The organism is Pseudomonas sp. OV546, assembly GCF_900116845.1.
GTDB classification, from domain to species: domain Bacteria; phylum Pseudomonadota; class Gammaproteobacteria; order Pseudomonadales; family Pseudomonadaceae; genus Aquipseudomonas; species Aquipseudomonas petroselini.
In genome coordinates this window covers 287,239-306,904 of the sequence record NZ_FPCE01000002.1, presented here as the reverse complement: position 1 = coordinate 306,904, position 19,666 = coordinate 287,239, and the positions used below count along the sequence as shown (strand labels likewise).

At 60.3% G+C, this 19,666-nt stretch carries 17 protein-coding genes; 8 read left to right on the top strand and 9 right to left on the bottom strand.

The annotated features are described in order from the left end of the window. Window positions 1-3: 3 nt before the first annotated feature. The 6 genes from BM403_RS06575 to BM403_RS06550 all read left to right on the top strand — a co-directional run bounded on the left by BM403_RS06575 (window position 4) and on the right by BM403_RS06550 (window position 6,280). The gene (locus BM403_RS06575; RefSeq protein ID WP_046034338.1) at window positions 4-873 is read left to right on the top strand and encodes a cell division protein FtsQ/DivIB; all 870 of its coding nucleotides are present in this window, start codon (window positions 4-6) and stop codon (window positions 871-873) included. A 15-nt stretch (window positions 874-888) separates the two neighbouring features. After that, complete coding sequence (gene ftsA, locus BM403_RS06570; protein WP_010213031.1) at window positions 889-2,151, top strand: cell division protein FtsA; 1,263 nt, start codon at window positions 889-891, stop codon at window positions 2,149-2,151. Between the two features lie 66 nt (window positions 2,152-2,217). Then, window positions 2,218-3,423: a cell division protein FtsZ gene (gene ftsZ / locus BM403_RS06565; RefSeq protein WP_012722300.1), complete on the top strand. Its 1,206-nt coding sequence runs from the start codon at window positions 2,218-2,220 to the stop codon at window positions 3,421-3,423. A 112-nt stretch (window positions 3,424-3,535) separates the two neighbouring features. Next, window positions 3,536-4,447 (top strand): UDP-3-O-acyl-N-acetylglucosamine deacetylase, encoded by a 912-nt coding sequence (gene lpxC / locus BM403_RS06560; protein ID WP_003171886.1) that lies wholly within the window; start codon window positions 3,536-3,538, stop codon window positions 4,445-4,447. 362 nt (window positions 4,448-4,809) lie between these two features. Continuing rightward, window positions 4,810-5,283, top strand: coding sequence for a CesT family type III secretion system chaperone (locus BM403_RS06555; protein ID WP_093542148.1), 474 nt, complete (start codon window positions 4,810-4,812; stop codon window positions 5,281-5,283). Continuing rightward, window positions 5,276-6,280 (top strand): hypothetical protein, encoded by a 1,005-nt coding sequence (locus BM403_RS06550; protein ID WP_139237944.1) that lies wholly within the window; start codon window positions 5,276-5,278, stop codon window positions 6,278-6,280. Before BM403_RS06555 ends, BM403_RS06550 begins: the two co-directional genes overlap by 8 nt. A 68-nt stretch (window positions 6,281-6,348) precedes the next feature. Here BM403_RS06550 and BM403_RS06545 read toward each other — a convergent pair whose 3' ends face one another. From BM403_RS06545 to BM403_RS06520, 6 genes are all read right to left on the bottom strand, one after another. Next, entirely contained in the window at window positions 6,349-7,842 is a 1,494-nt protein-coding gene (locus BM403_RS06545) for a sensor domain-containing diguanylate cyclase (protein WP_093542144.1), read from the bottom strand. 85 nt (window positions 7,843-7,927) lie between these two features. Further along, complete coding sequence (locus BM403_RS06540) at window positions 7,928-9,250, bottom strand: OprD family porin (RefSeq protein WP_093542142.1); 1,323 nt, start codon at window positions 9,248-9,250, stop codon at window positions 7,928-7,930. A 412-nt stretch (window positions 9,251-9,662) separates the two neighbouring features. Continuing rightward, entirely contained in the window at window positions 9,663-11,027 is a 1,365-nt protein-coding gene (locus BM403_RS06535; protein ID WP_046034341.1) for a heavy metal sensor histidine kinase, read from the bottom strand. After that, window positions 11,017-11,709 (bottom strand): heavy metal response regulator transcription factor, encoded by a 693-nt coding sequence (locus BM403_RS06530; RefSeq protein ID WP_012722306.1) that lies wholly within the window; start codon window positions 11,707-11,709, stop codon window positions 11,017-11,019. The genes BM403_RS06535 and BM403_RS06530 overlap by 11 nt, the downstream gene beginning before the upstream one ends. Window positions 11,710-11,735: 26 nt before the next feature. Then, a complete protein-coding gene (locus BM403_RS06525) occupies window positions 11,736-14,831 on the bottom strand; it encodes a multidrug efflux RND transporter permease subunit (RefSeq protein WP_093542140.1) in 3,096 nt (1,031 codons plus the stop codon). Next, window positions 14,828-15,994 carry an efflux RND transporter periplasmic adaptor subunit gene (locus tag BM403_RS06520; protein WP_046034343.1) on the bottom strand — a complete coding sequence of 389 codons (1,167 nt, stop codon included), beginning with the start codon at window positions 15,992-15,994 and terminating at the stop codon, window positions 14,828-14,830. Before BM403_RS06520 ends, BM403_RS06525 begins: the two co-directional genes overlap by 4 nt. Before the next feature lie 214 nt (window positions 15,995-16,208). Between BM403_RS06520 and BM403_RS06515 the strand changes: the two genes are divergently transcribed. Together BM403_RS06515 and BM403_RS06510 are read left to right on the top strand one after the other, a co-directional pair. Further along, entirely contained in the window at window positions 16,209-16,442 is a 234-nt protein-coding gene (locus BM403_RS06515; RefSeq protein ID WP_012722309.1) for a hypothetical protein, read from the top strand. A 164-nt stretch (window positions 16,443-16,606) separates the two neighbouring features. Next, complete coding sequence (locus BM403_RS06510) at window positions 16,607-17,377, top strand: ABC transporter substrate-binding protein (RefSeq protein ID WP_046034344.1); 771 nt, start codon at window positions 16,607-16,609, stop codon at window positions 17,375-17,377. Between the two features lie 34 nt (window positions 17,378-17,411). On the opposite strand, the gene BM403_RS06505 is transcribed toward BM403_RS06510, so the two are convergent. From BM403_RS06505 to BM403_RS06495, 3 genes are all read right to left on the bottom strand, one after another. Further along, entirely contained in the window at window positions 17,412-18,155 is a 744-nt protein-coding gene (locus BM403_RS06505; RefSeq protein ID WP_012722311.1) for a YkgJ family cysteine cluster protein, read from the bottom strand. 108 nt (window positions 18,156-18,263) lie between these two features. After that, window positions 18,264-18,746: a GNAT family N-acetyltransferase gene (locus BM403_RS06500; protein ID WP_012722312.1), complete on the bottom strand. Its 483-nt coding sequence runs from the start codon at window positions 18,744-18,746 to the stop codon at window positions 18,264-18,266. A 3-nt stretch (window positions 18,747-18,749) separates the two neighbouring features. Next, window positions 18,750-19,652: a chemotaxis protein CheV gene (locus tag BM403_RS06495; protein WP_012722313.1), complete on the bottom strand. Its 903-nt coding sequence runs from the start codon at window positions 19,650-19,652 to the stop codon at window positions 18,750-18,752. Window positions 19,653-19,666: the final 14 nt, after the last annotated feature.

Genomic DNA, 19,666 nt, shown 5'->3' with positions numbered 1-19,666 from the left:
GACATGAAAGGCGCATCGCTTCGTCATCAGCCCCCACAAGCACCGAGCCGCAAGCCGGTGCCACGGGGTGCCAGCCGAATGGTGGCTAAAGAGCCGATGTCGGCGCGCCTGCCGAAAGCCAATTTTGGTTTCCTCAAGGCGCTGTTCTGGCCGGTGCTGCTGGTGGTGTTGGGCTTCGGCACTTACGAGGGCGCACAGCGTCTATTGCCGTACGCCGACCGGCCGATCACCAAGATCAGCGTACAGGGCGACCTGAGTTACATCAGTCAGCAAGCGGTACAGCAGCGCATCGGCCCGTACCTGGCGGCGAGCTTCTTTACCATCGACCTGGCGGGTATGCGCGCCGAGTTGGAACAGATGCCGTGGATCGCCCACGCCGAAGTCCGCCGCGTGTGGCCGGACCAGGTGACGATCCGCCTGGAAGAACAACTGCCCGTGGCCCGTTGGGGTGACGAGGCGCTGTTGAACAACCAGGGCCAGGCATTCACCCCGCGTGAGCTGGCCAATTACGAGCACCTGCCGCAGCTGTTCGGGCCGCAGCGGGCGCAGCAGCAAGTGATGCAGCAGTACCAGGCCTTGAGCCAGATGCTGCGGCCACTGGGCTTCTCCATTGCACGCCTGGAACTGCGTGAACGGGGCAGCTGGTTTTTGACGACCGGGGCAGGCAGTTCCGGCCCGGGCATCCAGTTGTTGCTGGGACGCGACCGCTTGGTGGAAAAGATGCGCCGCTTCATTGCCATCTATGACAAGACCTTGAAAGAACAGATTACGAACATTGCGAGCGTCGACCTGCGTTACGCCAACGGCCTTGCCGTCGGCTGGCGTGAACCGGCTGCGCCCACGGCAGCGCAACCCGCTGTCGCGAAGAATTAAGAAGAGGCAGGACCCATGGCAAACGTGCAAAGCGGCAAAATGATCGTCGGTCTCGATATCGGCACCTCCAAGGTGGTGGCGCTGGTGGGCGAGGTCGGGGAAGACGGCGTCATCGAAATCGTCGGTATTGGCACGCATCCGTCCCGGGGCCTGAAGAAGGGCGTGGTGGTGAACATCGAGTCCACCGTGCAATCGATCCAGCGCGCCATCGAAGAAGCGCAGCTGATGGCGGGTTGCCGGATTCACTCGGCGTTCGTCGGCGTGGCCGGCAATCATATCCGTAGCCTGAACTCCCACGGCATCGTGGCGATCCGCGACCGCGAAGTCAGCTCGGCCGACCTTGAGCGCGTCCTCGACGCTGCCCAGGCCGTGGCGATCCCGGCTGACCAGCGCGTGCTGCACACCCTGCCGCAGGACTACGTGATCGATAACCAGGAAGGCGTTCGCGAGCCCCTGGGCATGTCGGGCGTACGTCTGGAAGCCAAGGTTCACGTGGTGACCTGCGCCGTCAATGCTGCACAGAACATTGAAAAATGCGTGCGCCGCTGCGGCCTGGAAATCGACGACATCATTCTTGAGCAGTTGGCCTCGGCTTACTCGGTACTGACCGACGACGAAAAAGAGCTGGGCGTCTGCCTGGTCGACATCGGCGGCGGCACCACCGACATCGCGATCTTCACCGAGGGTGCGATCCGTCACACCGCCGTGATCCCGATTGCCGGCGACCAGGTCACCAACGACATCGCCATGGCGCTGCGTACGCCGACCCAGTACGCCGAAGAAATCAAGATCCGCTACGCCTGCGCCCTGGCCAAGCTGGCCGGTGCCGGCGAGACCATCAAGGTCCCAAGCGTGGGCGACCGTCCACCGCGCGAATTGTCGCGCCAGGCCCTGGCCGAAGTGGTCGAGCCGCGTTACGACGAGCTGTTCACCCTGATCCAGGCTGAACTGCGCCGCAGCGGCTACGAAGATTTGATCCCGGCCGGCATCGTGCTGACCGGTGGCACCTCGAAGATGGAAGGCGCGGTCGAACTGGCCGAGGAAATCTTCCACATGCCGGTTCGCCTGGGCGTACCCCATGGCGTCAAAGGCCTGGGCGACGTGGTGCGCAACCCGATTTATTCCACCGGTGTGGGCTTGCTGTTGTACGGGCTGCAAAAGCAGACCGACGGCATTTCCCTGTCGGGCCCCAGCAACCGTGACAGCTACCGCAGCGACGACGAGGCGAAAGCGCCGTTGTTCGAGCGGCTGCAGGCTTGGGTCAAGGGCAATTTCTAACGATTTACCGCAACACCGCAGTAAGCAGTAGGCGAAAAAACTAGAGAAAACGAAAGGAGAGGGAACATGTTCGAACTCGTAGACAACATCCCCGCCAGCCCGGTCATCAAAGTGATTGGTGTTGGTGGTGGCGGCGGCAACGCTGTCAACCATATGGTCAAGAGCAACATTGAAGGCGTTGAATTCATCTGCGCCAACACTGATGCCCAGGCGCTGAAAAGCATCGGCGCGCGGACCATCCTGCAATTGGGCACAGCCGTGACCAAGGGCCTCGGCGCTGGCGCCAATCCGGAAGTCGGCCGTCAAGCCGCCCTGGAAGACCGTGAGCGTATTGCCGAAGTGCTGCAAGGCACCAACATGGTGTTCATCACCACGGGCATGGGCGGCGGTACCGGTACCGGTGCGGCGCCGATCATTGCTGAAGTGGCCAAGGAAATGGGCATCCTGACGGTCGCTGTGGTGACTCGTCCGTTCCCGTTCGAAGGTCGCAAGCGCATGCAGATCGCCGACGAAGGCATCCGTCTGCTGTCTGAAAGCGTCGACTCGTTGATCACCATTCCTAACGAGAAGCTGCTGACTATCCTGGGCAAGGACGCAAGCCTGCTGTCCGCGTTCGCCAAGGCTGACGATGTACTGGCCGGTGCCGTTCGCGGTATCTCCGACATCATCAAGCGCCCAGGCATGATCAACGTCGACTTTGCCGACGTACGTACCGTGATGAGCGAAATGGGCATGGCGATGATGGGCACTGGCTGCGCCAGCGGTCCGAACCGTGCACGTGAAGCCACTGAAGCGGCTATCCGCAACCCGTTGCTGGAAGACGTGAACCTGCAAGGTGCACGCGGCATCCTGGTGAATATCACCGCCGGTCCTGACCTGTCCCTGGGTGAGTACTCCGACGTGGGTAGCATCATCGAAGCCTTCGCTTCCGAGCACGCGATGGTCAAAGTCGGTACCGTGATCGATCCGGACATGCGCGATGAGCTGCACGTGACTGTGGTTGCGACCGGCCTGGGTGCCAAAATCGAGAAGCCTGTGAAGGTTATCGACAACACCCTGCATAACAGCCAAGCCAGCCACGCCAGCCAATCGGCTGCCGCTCCAGCGCCTTCGCGCCAGGAACTGCCGTCGGTGAACTACCGTGACCTGGACCGTCCGACCGTGATGCGCAACCAGGCTCAGGCCGGTGCTGCGGCGTCCCGTAGCCCGAATCCGCAAGATGATCTGGACTACCTGGACATCCCGGCATTCCTGCGTCGTCAGGCCGATTAATGGAATGTATCAGGGCTATGAAGGTGATTGGTGTTCAGCAAAGGTCTGGTCTGCTATTATCGCCAGCCTTTGTTGATACCAGTTCGCAATTTGCGCTGAAGCGGTCCAAGCCATGATTAAACAACGCACTCTGAAGAATATTATTCGTGCCACAGGTGTAGGTCTGCACTCCGGGGAGAAGGTATACCTGACCCTCAAGCCTGCACCTGTCGACACCGGCATCGTGTTTGTGCGTGCCGACCTGGACCCTGTGGTGCAGATACCTGCTCGCGCGGAAAACGTTGGCGAAACCACGATGTCGACCACATTGGTCAACGGTGACGTCAAGGTGGACACGGTGGAGCACTTGCTCTCGGCCATGGCCGGTTTGGGCATCGATAACGCCTACGTCGAGCTCTCCGCGTCCGAAGTCCCGATCATGGATGGCAGCGCTGGACCCTTCGTATTCTTGATTCAATCTGCCGGCCTGGAAGAACAGGACGCAGCCAAGAAGTTCATTCGCATTCTGCGGGAAGTGACAGTAGAGGACGGCGACAAGCGCGCCACCTTCGTCCCGTTCGAAGGCTTTAAAGTGAGCTTTGAGATCGATTTCGATCACCCGGTATTCCGTGACCGCACCCAAAGTGCAAGCGTGGATTTTTCCAGCACTTCGTTCGTAAAAGAAGTCAGCCGCGCCCGTACCTTTGGTTTCATGAGTGACATCGAGTACCTGCGCAAGCACAACCTCGCACTCGGCGGCAGCGTTGAAAACGCCATTGTGGTCGACGCGGATGGTGTACTGAACGAAGACGGCCTTCGCTACGAAGACGAGTTCGTGAAGCACAAGATCCTCGATGCAATCGGTGACCTCTACCTGCTGGGCAATAGCCTGATAGGCGAGTTCAAAGGCTTCAAGTCGGGCCACGCCCTTAACAACCAGCTGCTGCGCAAGTTGATTGAGCAGACAGACGCTTGGGAAGTCGTGACCTTCGAAGATGCCAGCACCGCACCGATCTCTTACATGCGTCCCGTTGCGGCGGTGTAAGTAACAACTCTCTTTCTTTAGTTTTGAAAGGCCACCTTCGGGTGGCCTTTTTTTTTGCTTGAATTTCAGTGCCTTGTATTTATCCGGGCGGCGATGGAGCGTCGAGGTGGAAATGTATTTGTGGTCGGGTAGGGGTTTATGTTCCGGTCGCCAGGTGTTGAATTTTTTTGCAATAGTTAGCTGGTTTTCTTTATTCAAGCTGTCTGAGTAATGTAGTGCTGTCGTACTGTTTTTCGATGTGAAGCATGGATGCTCTGAATTGTGGTTTCCACGAATTTCGGAGTGATTTTTATGTTTATGATTTTAGAGCTTGGCAGATTGTTCGATATGAACTTCGTCGGTTATGCCGGGAGTGTTCGAACATGAGTAAAGAAGACGCTATCTTGCACTCGTTCGGTCTGAAGCTCGGTCTACCCGGGCTGAAGTTTGATGCTTCTCGCGCGTGCCAGTTGAGAGTTGAGGGGCTCAAGCTGGCAATTTATGATAATCGAGCCAGAAAGAGTATGACAATTCTTTGTGAACTCTCGGATCACTCGATGAGTGACACAGAGGTCCTCGATTGGCATAAGTTTCTGTTTGAATCTCAATTTGAGTACTTGAATAAGGATACGGCTGTCGTCGGGCTAAATTATCTGTCAGGTGCAATGGTCGCGATGAGTCATATCGCTGATCACGATCTGTCTCTCTCACAGCTCATTGCGAAACTAAATGAGCTGATTGAATGGGTGTTGGAGTGTTCCCACCGGTTTGCCACCCGATCACGTCAGGTGCTTATCGGCCTGTCGCCTCCCACTTATCAGTGTGCGAAGAGCCTGAGCAGAGGTCATTATGCCTAGTATCAGCCCGACCAATTCCCATGACACCCTTCCCACCTTCCCTGATGCATCGGCAGTCGGTGTTTTGGAAAGTAATGGTGTAAAGCGCCGAGTAACTATTGATGATGCCACTGGCCGATTGGGTGGTTCACTACCTGATTCATCAGGTAGCGGTTCCACGGTAGACAAGGATGTTGCTGCTCGACAGATTGTGAAGGCGATTCGGGGATTCATCAGTGGAAAGTCTCATGAGCGGATGATTCACAACGGTTCGCTATGGAGGGGCGCGCCGGCCAGTGCTGAGAAAGACCACATTGATAAACTTTCAAGAAATAACCTCAAAACACTTTATAACGAACTGGGGGTGCTGTCCGCACAGGAAAGTAAATTTCTCACCGAGTTTTTTAATGTGCCTCTGTATGCGACCCATAGTACGGCCGCTCCGGTAAAACGTGAGGATGGCAACATTGCATTGTTTTCGCGTCAAAAGCTGATTGATCGAAGTATTATTTTTAATACTGATAATTCACCTCAGGAAGATATAAAGCTATTGGGTAATGATGACTTTGTATTTTTTGCCTTGGAGGCAGGCGTCGAACCCAAGAAGCCAAGTAGCCGTTTTGGTGGTACCACGTTTCGTTTCGGATTTGACGCGCCTGCGTTCAAGGATTCAGCGTGGTTAAGTTTGGTTGAAATGCGTTTTGCACAGACGCCAAATTTGGATCGACATATAGACGGCTTGAGCGGTGACGAATACGCCCGGATCTCAAAGCGAAAAATTAATCCATTTGAGACTGTTTTTTCAAGGGGGGACATGAGCGCGGGTATTGGCTTATCGCTTGTTCAGGATTTTCGGAAGCTTTCACCGGCATCAAACCATCGTATGCTTGAATGTACGGGAGAAGTGGAAATGAATAAGCTTGTTAATGGCTTCTATCGTCCAGAGATAAAAGTCGCCAGGCATTTTTTCTCGGACAACTATATGGAAGCGGCCGTCAGAAAGGATGATAAGACATAGGCCAACAGTTGACGGCGTGCGGGGCGCGGCGTTCGTGATGCGATGCACTTACCTGGCAGGCGCAGGTGTTACAGGGTGCTCGCATCCACAATCCGATTACGCCCTGTGTGCTTGGCCTCGTACAACGCCTGGTCCGCACTCAACAGTAACGCCTCCAGCGATAGGCGACTGCGTTTATCCCAGGTGCTCATGCCGATGCTCACCGTAATCGGCCGCTCGCTCCCCGTTACCCGCGGCAAGTGTTCGACAGCGCTGCGGATATGTTCGGCAATCACCCATGCGCCCCGGGTATCGGTCAAGGGAAGCACCACCGCAAACTCCTCACCGCCATAGCGTGCCGCCAGGTCGGCAGGGCGGCGGATGTTGGCGCCGATGACCTGCGCCACCGTACGCAGCGCCTCATCACCGCCCTGATGGCCATGGCGGTCGTTGAAGGCCTTGAAGTGGTCCACGTCGATCATCAACACCGTCAGGGGGTCAGTTGAGCGCTGAGCGCGGTCCCACTCCAGGCGTAGGCGTTCATCCAGCACGCGCCGGTTGGCCAGGCCGGTCAGCGCGTCGGTGGCTGCCAGTTCTGACAGGACGCGTTCAGCGCGAAAACGACGCCGCAGTTCCCGGCGCAGCATCCAGGTCAACCACAACAAACCCATACACAGAAAGCCGGTGGCGCCACTGGTCAGCAGTGCGGCGCGTTTCCAGGGAGCGAACACGTCCTCGCTGGACAGTGCCACTACCACGATCAGCGGCAGTTCTCCGACAGTGGTGAAGGTGTACAAGCGCTCCTTGCCGCTGATGGCTGAGATGGCCTGGAAGCTGCCGATGCCCTCATGCAGCATTCTCTTGAAATTGGGCCGCGTGCTCAGGTCCTTGTCGATCATGTCGCGTTCAAGCAGTGGCTGCTGCGCCAGCAGAATGCCTTTTTTGTTCAGCAGGTTAACGCTGCTGCCGTTGCCGATCGTGAGGGTGTTGAAGAGCTGGTCGAAATACGCCAGGCGCATCGTCGCGACCGCGACCCCGGCGAATTCGCCATTGGGTCCCGACACCCGGCGACTGAATGCCATGCGCCAGACCTGGTCGCAGTCGCAATGGATCTTGAACGGGCGGCTGATAAACAGGCCGACGTTCGCGTCCTGGGTATGCGCCTGGAAATAATCGCGATTGGAAAAATTACGGGCTGAAGGCCGCAGCGTGGAGGAGTCCGCGATCACATTGCCATTGGCGTCCAGCAACAGGACTTCGCCCTTGAAGGGCGCCGCTGTGGATAAGTCAAACTGGACCAAGTGCTGGATATTGGCGGCGACTTGCGATAAGTCCTCGCGCTGGGTGGCTGCAATCAATCCATTGAGCGCCAAGTCGTACAGCTCGACGTTACGCAGCACATCGGCATTGATCAGTTGGGCAATGTTGGTGGTTGAACGGGTAGCGGCCTGCAGGGTGCTGGCGTGTTCGCGGATCAGTAACGCCGCGACAATGATCACAATCAGAACAACAGTGAGGCCACTGCCCAGAATCAACAGGAGCTCGGGGTGTGCAGGTGCGGTACGAACACGGCGTTGACTCATCGGGCAGACTTCAGCGGTGTGGATGCTGGCAGTTTAGTTCTACCCGATGAAAATTAAATGGGTGGTTAAAAAGAAAGATTGCGCCTTAAAACACGTTGATCGGATAGTCGACGATCACCCGGTACTCATCCACGTCCCGATCCACCGCCGAGTAGCCGTTGCTGCCGCGGTTGACCGCCCATTGCAGGCGCACCGCCAGGTCTTTGGCCTTGCCCCCCTGTACCACGTATTTCAGGTCGATATCCCGCTCCCAATGCTTGGCGTCCTTGCCGTCGGCGCTGTACCAGGCGCTGTAGCCACGGCTTTGCGGGTCGACCTTGGTCAGGTCGGTCTTGCCGCTGATATAGGACACCGCCGAGGTCAGGCCGGGCAGGCCTAAACCGCCGAAGTTATAGGCGTACTTGAGTTTCCACGAACGCTCATTGGGGCCGTTGAAGTCCGAATATTGCTGGGAGTTGTCCAGGTACACGCTGTCACCTTGCGCGATGTAGTCGAACGGCGTGTTGCCGTTGACCCGTTGGTACGCGGCGGTGACGCTGTGGTGGCCGACGTCCACGGTGAAGTGCAGGCTGTAGGTGTTGTTGTCGATATCACCCAGCAGCGACTGCCCGGTGTCCTGGGTGTGGTAGTAGTGCAGACCGGGGTTGAGACTGATCATCTCGTTGACCACATAGGTGTAGTCCAAGTCGTAGTAGTACTGGTTCCACACGTCCTTGAGCTCGGAGGCATAGAGGTTGCTGGTCAACCCGTCGATACCGCTGAACGACACACCGGCCCAGTTCATATGCTGGCTGTCAGCCGTGTTGGGCAGCGCGCCGTAGCTGGTGCCGATACGACGGTGGCCGCTCTGGTTGTAGAGCTTGGTGAAGCTGGCTTGGCCGCCTTCGAACATCCAGCCGTCGAGGCTGTGGTTGGTCAGGCTCACGCCACGGAAGGTCTGCGGCAACATGCGGGTCGCGCCGCCGGCGATCACCGGGTTATTGAGGAACAGGTCGCCGGCCCTCAACTCGGTATCGAACGCGCGCATTTTCAAGGTGCCGCCCGCCGTCGAGAACGAGCCGGGCGCCTTACCGTTGCCGCTGCCGTACGGAAGGATGCTGGAGCCGTCCGTGCCGCCACCGCCATCGAGCTTGAGGCCGAGCATGGCATGGGCGTCCAGGCCGAAACCGACGGTGCCCTGGGTGTAGCCGGATTCGAAGAGGCCGATGAAACCCTGGCCCCATTCCTTGCTGTCATCGGTGTGGATGTCGCGACGGTCGCGGTTCATGTAGTAGTTACGGGTGTTGATGTTGAGGTGGGCGCCTTCGACGAAACCGTCGGCGGGGGTGGTGTCTGCCGCGTGGGCAAGAGGGACGATCGTTGCTGCAATCGCGAGGAATAACGGGGTGAACGTCAGCGAGTTCTTCACCGGTGTAGCTCCTTTGGTCAAACGGAAACGGCCAATGTCGTGGGGGGATGCCTGGCCTTTTTTACGGCAAAAAAAAGCCGCTGAAGTCAGCGGCTTTAAGACAGATTCCCAGTGTAGAGCCCTGGAAATAAGTCGAGGGAAATTCGGGTAAGCGGGAGGCTGCCTTTGCCGTCGCGCTCATCGATGCGTCAACTTAACGCAGGCGAGCGGTACGGTACAGAGTGTAACAAGATAATGACTGTTGCCCAAACCGCAACAGTTGGGACGGCGGCCTCGATGACGGGTGCACTGCGATCCCAGTGTGGGCGGGGGCTTGCTCCCGATGACGGTGTGTCAGTCACCGATGTTCTGGCTGATCTATCGCTATCGGGAGCAAGCCACCTCCCACAGTGGGTCGTGGTGGTTTCAGGAATTAGGTTGGCAGGGTGATGCCAAAGGTATTGCCACGACTGTCGCTGCGCACGAACACATCACCGCCGTGCATCAAGGCAATTGCCTTGACGATGGCCAGCCCCAGGCCATGGTTGGCGCCGCTGTTGCTGCGTGACGCGTCCACCCGATAAAAGCGCTCGAACAGGCGCGGCAGGTGTTCGCTGGCAATCACATCGCCGGGGTTGGTCACACCGATTGCCACCTGATGTTCCTGCACTTCGATATTCACCACGATGACTTGCCCCGGCTCGGTGTGCTGCACCGCGTTGCTCAGCAGGTTGATCAGCGCACGGCGCAGGTGGGCCTTTTCGATCTGCACCTGGGCATCGCCATGCACCTGTACCTGCACCTGGGCGTCTTCGAGGATGAAGTCCAGGTAGTCGAGGGTGGTCGCCACTTCGTCGGCCAGGGAGCTTTCGATCAGTTTGGTGGCCTTGCTGCCCTGGTCGGCGCTGGCGAGGAACAGCATATCGTTGATGATCGAACGCAGGCGCTCCAGCTCTTCGAGGTTCGATTGCAGCACCTCGAAGTAATGCTCGGCCGAGCGCCCGCGGGTCAGCGCGACCTGGGTCTGGCCGATGAGATTGGTCAGCGGCGAACGCAGTTCGTGGGCCACGTCGGCGTTGAAGGATTCCAGGCGCGAATAGGCCTGCTCCACGCGGTCGAGGGTGGCGTTGAACGAGTTGACGAACTGGTTCAACTCCGGTGGCAGCGGCGACAGCTGCAGGCGCCCGGAGAGTTTCGGCGGGGCGAGTTTGCGGGCTTCCTCCGACAGCTTGATCAGCGGCTTGAGACCGATGCGCGCCACCCAGAACCCCAGCAGCGAGGCCAGCACCACGCCCACCAGTGCCAGGCTGATCAACGCCACCAGCAGATGGTGCTGGGTGGCGCGGAAGTTCTCGGTGTCGATGGCGATCATAAAGCGCAGCGGCGGGCGTTGATCCTTGGCCGGGAACTGGCTCACCAGTGCCTTGAAGGGATGTTTGTAGCCCGGCAGATGCAAGTCGCGCTTGCCGGTTTGTCCTTCGGCGAAGGCGCGGATCTGCGCATCGGGCTCTCCGTATTCGTAGGTCGGATCGCTGCTCACCACCCAGAAACGAATGCGCTTGTCTTCCTCACCCAACAGCTTGAGCTTGGCCTTGATCTTCTGCCAATGGTCCGGTGTGCCGAAGCGATTCACCGAGGATTCGAGCACGCTGTAACGGGCATCCAACTCGGCCCCCGGCAACAAGCCCAGGCCCCGGTCCACCTGCTGATACAACACGCCGCCGATCAATAGGAAGATCAGCAGCGCCACCAGGGTGAACATGCCGCTCAGGCGCAGCGCAATTGAGTTAGCCACCACTTGGGGTCTCCACCAGGCGACTCTCCAGCACATACCCCATGCCACGGATGGTGTGCAGCAGTTTCTGTTCGAATGGCCCGTCGAGCTTGGCGCGCAGGCGCTTGATCGCGACTTCCACCACGTTGGCGTCGCTGTCGAAATTGATGTCCCAGACCATTTCCGCAATCGCGGTCTTGGACAGGATCTCGCCCTGGCGCCGCGCCAACACGCTGAGCAGCGAGAACTCCTTGGCGGTGAGGTCCAGGCGCACGCCGTTACGGCTGGCCTTGCGGCTGATCAGGTCGATCCACAAATCGGCGACCGTCACCTGCACCGGCTCATGACCGCCGCTGCGGCGGGTCAGGGCCTGCAGGCGTGCCACCAGTTCCAGGAAGGAAAACGGCTTGCCCAGGTAATCGTCGGCGCCTTCGCGCAAACCACGGATGCGGTCTTCCACGCGCTCGCGGGCGGTGAGCATGATCACCGGCGTCTGCTTGCGCGCACGCAAGGCGCGCAGTACGCCAAAGCCATCAAGGCCTGGCAGCATCACGTCGAGCACGATCACCGCGTAATCGTTTTCCAGGGCCAGGTGCAGGCCTTCGACGCCTTCACGAGCCACGTCGACGGTATAGCCTTGCTCCGTCAGGCCGCGGTGCAGGTAGTCTGCGGTTTTTTCTTCATCTTCAATAATCAGGACGCGCATGAGCCTTTTTGCTCCAGGGCCGGGCCTCAATCTGTGGTTGCCAACGCAGGCGTCGGTGTGGGCCGGTGGAAAAACTTCTCCAGGTACAAGTATATGACCGGCGTAGTGAACAGCGTCAGCGCCTGGCTCACCAGCAGTCCGCCGACGACCGCGATACCCAGCGGCTGGCGCATTTCCGCGCCGGGGCCGGCGCCGAGCATCAGCGGCACGGCGCCGAGCAGGGCGGCGAGGGTGGTCATGATGATCGGCCGGAACCGCGTGACGCAGGCTTCATAGATCGCATCCTCCGGCGACAGGCCCCTGACGCGCTGGGCATCCAGGGCAAAGTCGATCATCAGGATGCCGTTCTTCTTGACGATCCCGATCAGCAGCACCAGGCCGATCAGCGCCATGATTGAAAAGTCCTGGCCCATCAGCGACAGCATGATCAGTGCGCCCAACCCAGCAGATGGCAAGGTGGAGATGATCGTCAGCGGGTGCACAAAACTCTCATACAGCACACCGAGGATGATGTAGACCGCCACCAGCGCCGCCAGGATCAGCCACGGCTGGCTGGCCAACGAACTCTGGAACGCCTGGGCCGCGCCTTGGAAGTTGCCGATGATGGTGGTGGGCATGCCGATTTCGTTCTTGGCCTGGTTGAGCATGATCACCGCATCGCCCAGCGCCACGCCGGGCGCCAGGTTGAACGACAGGTTGGCCGCCGGGAACATGCCGTCATGGCTGATGGACAAGGGCCCTACCGTCGGTGGATCGACCTTGGCCAGTGCCGACAGCGGCACCATCTCGTTGGTCAGCGGCGAACGCAGGTAGAAGTAATTCAGGCTTTCGGCTTTGCCGCGTTGTTGAGTGTCCAGTTCCAGCACCACCTGGTACTGGTTGATCTCGGTCTGGAATTCGTTGATCTGCCGTTGGCCGAAGGCGTCGTACAGCGCCTGGTCGACATCGGTGGCGGTCAGGCCGAAACGTGCGGCGGCCTGACGGTCGATGCTGATGTGGGTGATGCTGCCGCCCAGTTGCAGGTCGTTGGACAGGTCACGAAACGCCGGGTTGGCGCGCAGTTTTTCGGTGAGGCGCTGGGTCCAGGTGTTCAGCGTCGGGCCGTCATTGCTCTTGAGCACGTATTGGTACTGGGCGCGGCTGGGGCCCGAACTCAAGTTGATGTCCTGGCCGGCGCGCAGGTACAGCACGATGCCCGGCACCTTGGCCAGTTTCGGCCGGATGCGGTCGATAAACTGGCTGGCGGACACATCGCGATCACCGCGATCCTTCAGCGCGATCCAGAAGCGGCCGTTGGCGATGGTCTGGTTGCTGCCGGTCACGCCTACCGAGTGAGAAAACGCTTGCACCGCCGGGTCGTCCTTGACGATCTCGGCCAGCGCCTTGTGCTTGGCGACCATGTCGGGGTACGACACATCGGCCGCCGCTTCGCTGGTGCCGAGCACAAAACCGGTGTCTTGCACCGGGAAGAAACCCTTGGGGATGAACACGTAGCCAACCACGGCCAGGGCCAGGGTCACCAGGAAGATCGCCGCCATGCTGCGTTGATGGGCCAGGGCACGGCGCAGGTTGCGCGCGTAACCGGCCAGCAGGCGCTCGCTGAAGCCGGGTTTGTCATGGGCGGGGTGGGTCGGCGCACGCATGAACAGCGCGGCCAATGTCGGTGCCAGCGTCAGCGAGACCACCACCGAAATCAGGATGGTCGAGGTGGCGGTCAGCGCAAATTCCTTGAACAACCGCCCGACCACTCCCCCCATGAACAGCAGCGGGATAAACGCCGCCACCAGCGAGAAGCTGATGGACACCACGGTAAAACCAATCTCGCCGGCGCCCTTGATCGCCGCTTCGCGTTGGCCCAGCCCGGCTTCCAAGTGACGGTGAATGTTCTCCACCACAACGATCGCATCGTCCACCACAAACCCTACGGAGATCACGATCGCCACCAGGGTCAGGTTGTTCAGGCTGAAACCCATCAGGTACATCAGGGCAAAGCTGGCCACCAGTGACACACCGAGCACGCTGGACACAATCAGCGTCGCCGACAACTGGCGCAGGAACAGCGCCATCACCGCCACCACCAGCAGGATCGCGATCAGCAGGGTCACTTCGACTTCATGCAGCGATGCGCGAATGGTCTTGGTGCGGTCGGTCAACACGCTGACCTGCACCGAGGCCGGCAGCATGCCTTGCAGGCGCGGCAGCTCGGCTTGAATACGGTCCACGGTCTCGACGATATTCGCGCCGGGCTGGCGCGAAATCACCAGGTTGACCCCCGGCGTGTCGCCGGACCAAGCCTGCACATAGGCGTTTTCCGAACCGTTGATGACCTTGGCGATATCGCGCAGTTGAACCGGCGCGCCATCCTTGTAGGACACAATTAACTGCGCGTAATCCTCGGGGAGGAACAACTGGTCGTTGGTCGACAGGGTCGACACGCTGTTTTCGCCGTAGATCGCGCCCTTGGCCAGGTTGAGGCTCGATTGCTGGATGGCCAGGCGGATATCGGCCAGGGTCAAGCCGATGGCAGCCAGTTTGTCGGGGGAGGCCTGTACGCGGATCGCCGGGCGTTGTTGGCCGGTGATGTTGATCTGGCCGACGCCGTCGATCTGGCTGATCTGCCGGGCCAGCAGGGTTTCCACGTAGTCGCTCAGCTCGGTACTGGGCATGCTGTCGGAACTGACGCTGAGGATCAGCACCGGGCTGTCCGCCGGGTTGACCTTCTTCCAGGTCGGCAGGCTCGGCATATCGCTGGGCAGCTTGCCGGACGCAGTATTGATCGCCGCCTGCACTTCTTGCGCGGCGGTGTCGATGCTCTTGTTGAGGGTAAATTGCAGGGTCAGGAGGCTGGAGCCCAAGGCGCTGCTGGAGGTCATCTGGGTCATGCCGGGGATGGCGCTGAATTGCACCTCCAACGGCGTGGCCACGGATGAGGCCATGGTGTCCGGGCTGGCGCCGGGCAGGGTGGCGCTGACCTGGATCGTCGGAAATTCCGCTTCCGGCAGTGGGGCGATGGCCAGGCGCGGGAAGGCAATCATCCCGAGCAGCACCAGGGCGAAGGTCAGCAGCAGGGTGGCGACCGGGTGGTCGACGCACCAGGCCGACGGCGAGCGGCTGCCGCTCATGGCTGCACCTTGGCGTCGACGGTCTGGATCACCTGCGGCGGCTCCTTGAGCACCTCCACCTGGGCCCCGGCCTTGAGCCGCGACTGGCCGTCACTGACCAGCACATCGCCGGCCTGCACACCCTTAATGATGTTCACGTCGCTGTCTTGGTAGGTGACCTGCACCGGCACCACGTCGACCTTGTCACCGTTGACCCGGTACACAAAGTGCGAATCCAGGCCGCGTTGCACCACCGTCGACGGCACCACCAGCGCGTTTTTGTCGAGGGCGGTCTGAATCTTGATGGTCACCAATTGCCCCGGCCACAGGCGTTGCGAGGCGTTGCTGAATTCAGCCTTGGCACGCAGGGTGCCGGTGGTGGAACTGATCTGGTTGTCGATCAGGCTCAAGTGGCCTTCGCCGAGCAGGTCGCCGGTCTGGCCGTCGGTGTCGGCGCCCATATAGGCATCGACGCTGGCCTTTGTGGGCGCCGCGATCAGGCCTTGCAGGGTGGGCAGCATCTGCTGCGGCAGGGAGAATTCGACGGCAATCGGGTCGATCTGGGTGACCGAGAACAGGCCCTGGGTATCGCTGGTGCGCAGGAAGTTACCTTCGTCCACGGTGCGAATACCCACGCGACCGCTGACCGGCGAGCGAATCTGGGTGTAGGACAGTTGCACTTGAGCCGAATCGATCGCGGCCTGGTTGCCTTGGACGGTGGCCTTGAGCTGGTTGACCAGGGCTTGTTGCTGGTCATAGGTCTGCTTGGACACGCCATCGTCGACGCTCAACGCCTTGTAGCGCTTGAGGTTGACCAGCGCCACCTGCAACTGGGCCTGGCTCTCGCCCAGTTGCGCCTTGGCCTGGTCGAGGCTGGCACGGATCGAACGGTCATCGATGCTCGCCAGCAGGTCGCCGGCCTTGACCCGTTGGCCTTCCTTGACCAGCAATTGGGTGAGAATACCGTCCACTTGCGGGCGTATGACCACGCTGTGCAAGGACAACACGGTGCCGATCCCACTGACAAAACGCGGAACATCCTGCTGCGCCACGCTCACCACCCGCACCGGAATCGCAGTGGGCGCCGCCAGTTTGCTCTTGGCCGGGCGGGTCAATGCCCAGGCTGCAATCGCCAACACCACGAGGACACCCACGATCAGGGCGGTTTTTCGTTGAATTTGCATGGGGTGAGGCGCCAGGGCAAAGGATTGGAGGAAAGTGGAGCCTTTATAGCCCGTCAACCCGGTCAGCAAAGTGACTGCTAACTGACAGCGCTGTCAGTAAAGGTCGACCATTCGTACAGGCGGTGGTTAAAGATCCAAGGCGGGCAGGTATACTGCGCGCCAGCGAGGCCCGCAAGCCGGTCCCGCGTCATTTTTTGCACGCTCCGGAGCTTTCATGACTTCCCCGACACAACCCCCTGTTGAAGCGACCGACCTCGTCGATCCGGCCAGCGCCGACGGCGTTGAAAAAACCGAGATCCCGGCGTTCAAGTTTCCCTTCAAGCCGGGTGAACTGGCCGGGGCCAAAAATGCCGCCCAGCCCTGGTACAAGAACGGCGCCAAGAACGGCCATACCAAGAGCCCGGGCATGGCGCCACCGGGAACTCGCCGTTCCATGGGTAAACGTTAAGAATAATCAGCTGTAATATTTGCAGGATGTTGCCTACAGCGTCCGTTGATATTTCTGCTTGTGGGCCTGCGATCGTTTCTTGAAAGCTTGCACAGCTTGCGCTCTGCTCCGATTTTTTACCGGGGCGGAGTCAAGGGCGCTCTTTCCGGAAAAGGACGTTTCCTGTGGCCCCGATACACCTCTGTGTAGCGCTTGTCCTGTTGCTCGCGGTCGATGCCGTTGCTGGCATTGATCAACCTCGGCGCGAAATCCGCTTTGCCGTTGCCGCGCACTTTCCCCCCTTCCAGAGCCGCAACCCGCAAGGGCAGTTGGTCGGTCTGAATATCGAGCTGGGCAACGCCCTTTGCCAGCAACTGAATGTGCGCTGTACCTGGGTCGACCAGGTGCTGGTCGAAAACTTCAAAGACCTTGATGCCCTGCAATTCGATGCAATCATCGGCATTGCCCCCACGCCTCAGCGTCAGCGCTGGGTGAGCTTCACCGATAACCTCTATCCCTTCACCACGCGCCTGGTCGCGCGCCGATCCTCCGGGCTGATGCCGACGCCAGCGTCGCTCAAGGGCAAGCGCGTCGGCGTATTGCTGGGGAGTAATCGCGAAGCCTTTGCCCGGTCGCAATGGGCGCCCAAGGGCGTGATCATCAAGCGCTTCTGGCTCAACGACGAACTGGTCCGCAGCCTGGTGGCAGGCGACATCGATGCGACCCTGCAGGGCACCGTGGAAATCCGCGACGCGTTGCTCGACACCCCGGCGGGCCAGGATTTCGACTTCCTCGGCCCCGCCGTTTCCGCCGAGTTGCTGGGCCACGGCGTGGCAATCGGGCTGCGCACCACCGATACGGCGTTGCGTGCCGAACTTAACCGCGCCCTCGAACAGCTTAAACACAATGGTGAGTACCAGCGGATCCTTGCGCCTTATCGTCTGGAGGTGCCGTGATGGCTCGATGTGCTCGCGAAGCGGCCAGTCAGCCCTACGCCGCCCGCAGAGGGATAAACGCATAGTTGGCAGGCACCTCGGTCGCAATCTGCGCCCCGGCATCCAGCACCTGTTCGGCAATGTCCATCCCCGATACATGGAACACCCACTCATTGGCCACGGACGGTTGAGCCAGCGCCAGCTCAATCGCCTGGGCAAACAGGCCCATGTCCGGCAGGTAAGCGGTAAACCCATCACCCTTGAGCGCCGTGGTGCGAATGCCCAGCAGGGCGCACACCGCCTCTTTGGTCTGCACGTCATCGCGGTCGGCCTGGCGTGAGCGTTGGATCAACTGCGCCAATTCCTGGTCCATCAACTCACCGCCGACGATCAGCGCCGGGCCCTGCTCCCAGGATTCCGGCGGGCAATCCTTGGCGGCGGGGTTCAGCGGGATATGCGGGTTGATCTCCATCGGGTAGATGCGGCACACCAACGGCCGACGCTCATAGATGCGGCACAGGTTGTCTTCGTCAAGATTCCGGCAGCGTCCGGCGTTGTAGGCGGCAAAGGTGATTGCCACAAACGCTTCGGTAGTGCCACTGGGCACGACCACTGAGCGGCGTTCGGCATGTTCGCGTTGCTGCTCGGGCAGGCCCAGGCCATTGCCCAGGAAACCCTCCGCCAGAACGATGACATTGCCGCCGTCCGCCGCCCACTGGCGGGCCTCGTCGAGGGTCAGGGGCACGTGATGGTCGGTGCAGCATTTGCCGCAACCGACGCAGGAAAATCGAGTATTCATGGCGGATCTGTCACCAGGCTAGGTCAGAGGGCACGCAGGAACAGTGACGGGTTTTTACCTCTGTTCACCGTTTCAGCTCTCTGGAAGCAAGTTATACGCCAGTGCCTGTCAGCCCTCGGGCACTGCATCGCGCAGGACAAATCGCATGCCCGCGCTTTCATACAACTGCCGGGCACGCAGGTTGCTCTCCCGCACCTTAAGGTCCACATAGGGCTCGCCGCGCTGCTTGAACGCCTGGAAGCTGTGCAGCAGCAACGCGCGGCCCAATCCCTGGCCCTGGGCGCAGGGGTGAACGCAGAGGTGCTTGATAAAGGCGCTGGTCCAGCACTGCGCCACGGCGAGAACGCCTTCGTCGTTGCTCGCTACCAGGCACAGTGTGGGGTCGAACTCGGCATCGGTGGTGAACCGCTGCTGCCAGGTTTCCAGGTTGGGCACACGACCGCCGCCCTGGTCCTGAGCGAGGCGCAACACAGCATGAATCGCCGGGGCCAGGTCGTCGCGGTAATGATCCAACTGCGTACCGGCCGGCCACTGGGGGGCGGGCAGGCTGCCGGTGAGGTCGCGGCGCAACAGCTGGTAATACTCGGTCACCGGTTACAGGCCTTTCTGTGCCACGGTCTGGGCGGCGATCACCAGGCACTTGGTCAGCTCAGGCGACGAGAATTTGGTCAGTACCGAGTCCGCACCCGCCAGTCGTGCCTTTTCGCTGTTCATCGCGCTGTCCAAGGAGGTGTGCAGCAACACATAAAGGTGCTGGAAGTCGGGGGTTTCGCGCAAGGTGCGGGTGAGGGCGTAGCCGTCCATTTCCGACATCTCGATGTCCGACACCACCACGTTGATCTGCTCGGCGGTGCCTTGCAGTTCCAGCAGCACGTCGATGGCTTCCTTGGCGCTGCGCGCGGTGTGGCAGGTGAGGCCGAGGTTGCGCAGGGTGTGCACGGACTGTTGCAGGGCGACCTGGCTGTCGTCCACCACCAGGATGCGCGCGTTGCCGAGCACTTCGGCCTCTTCCATGGTCAGGTCGGTCGGCGCCGCTTCAATCGGTGCCGGCGCGATGCCGTGGATGACTTTTTCGATATCCAGCACCTGCACCAGGCCGCCTTCTACCTGGGTGACCCCGGTAATAAACGCGCGGTTACCGCCGGAGCCATAGGGCGGCGGGCGGATGTCGGTGGTCAGGCAATGCACGATCTTGCTCACCGCCTGCACATGCAAACCCTGCTTGGAGCGGCTCACATCGGTGACGATCAGGCAGCCGCCGTCCGGGTCTGCCAGCGGCATTTCCCCCAAGGCGCGGCTCAGGTCGATCACCGCCAGCGAGTTACCGCGCAGGGTGGCGATGCCTTTGACGTGCGGGTGGGACTCCGGCAGCTTGGTCAGCGGCGGGCATGGGATGATTTCGCTGACTTTCAGCAGGTTGATCGCCATCAGCTTGCCACTGCGCAAGGTAAAGAGCAGAAGCGAGAGTGAGTCTGCGCGGGCTTTGGTGGTGGACATAAAAACCTTCTGTG

Bases quoted from the DNA above. Each gene is read 5' to 3' on its own strand.
- BM403_RS06575 (WP_046034338.1), top strand. From the start codon at position 4: ATGAAAGGCGCATCGCTTCGTCATCAGCCCCCACAAGCACCGAGCCGC.
- ftsA (WP_010213031.1), top strand. From the start codon at position 889: ATGGCAAACGTGCAAAGCGGCAAAATGATCGTCGGTCTCGATATCGGC.
- ftsZ (WP_012722300.1), top strand. From the start codon at position 2,218: ATGTTCGAACTCGTAGACAACATCCCCGCCAGCCCGGTCATCAAAGTG.
- lpxC (WP_003171886.1), top strand. From the start codon at position 3,536: ATGATTAAACAACGCACTCTGAAGAATATTATTCGTGCCACAGGTGTA.
- BM403_RS06555 (WP_093542148.1), top strand. From the start codon at position 4,810: ATGAGTAAAGAAGACGCTATCTTGCACTCGTTCGGTCTGAAGCTCGGT.
- BM403_RS06550 (WP_139237944.1), top strand. From the start codon at position 5,276: ATGCCTAGTATCAGCCCGACCAATTCCCATGACACCCTTCCCACCTTC.
- BM403_RS06545 (WP_093542144.1), bottom strand. From the start codon at position 7,842: ATGAGTCAACGCCGTGTTCGTACCGCACCTGCACACCCCGAGCTCCTG.
- BM403_RS06530 (WP_012722306.1), bottom strand. From the start codon at position 11,709: ATGCGCGTCCTGATTATTGAAGATGAAGAAAAAACCGCAGACTACCTG.
- BM403_RS06525 (WP_093542140.1), bottom strand. From the start codon at position 14,831: ATGAGCGGCAGCCGCTCGCCGTCGGCCTGGTGCGTCGACCACCCGGTC.
- BM403_RS06520 (WP_046034343.1), bottom strand. From the start codon at position 15,994: ATGCAAATTCAACGAAAAACCGCCCTGATCGTGGGTGTCCTCGTGGTG.
- BM403_RS06515 (WP_012722309.1), top strand. From the start codon at position 16,209: ATGACTTCCCCGACACAACCCCCTGTTGAAGCGACCGACCTCGTCGAT.
- BM403_RS06505 (WP_012722311.1), bottom strand. From the start codon at position 18,155: ATGAATACTCGATTTTCCTGCGTCGGTTGCGGCAAATGCTGCACCGAC.
- BM403_RS06495 (WP_012722313.1), bottom strand. From the start codon at position 19,652: ATGTCCACCACCAAAGCCCGCGCAGACTCACTCTCGCTTCTGCTCTTT.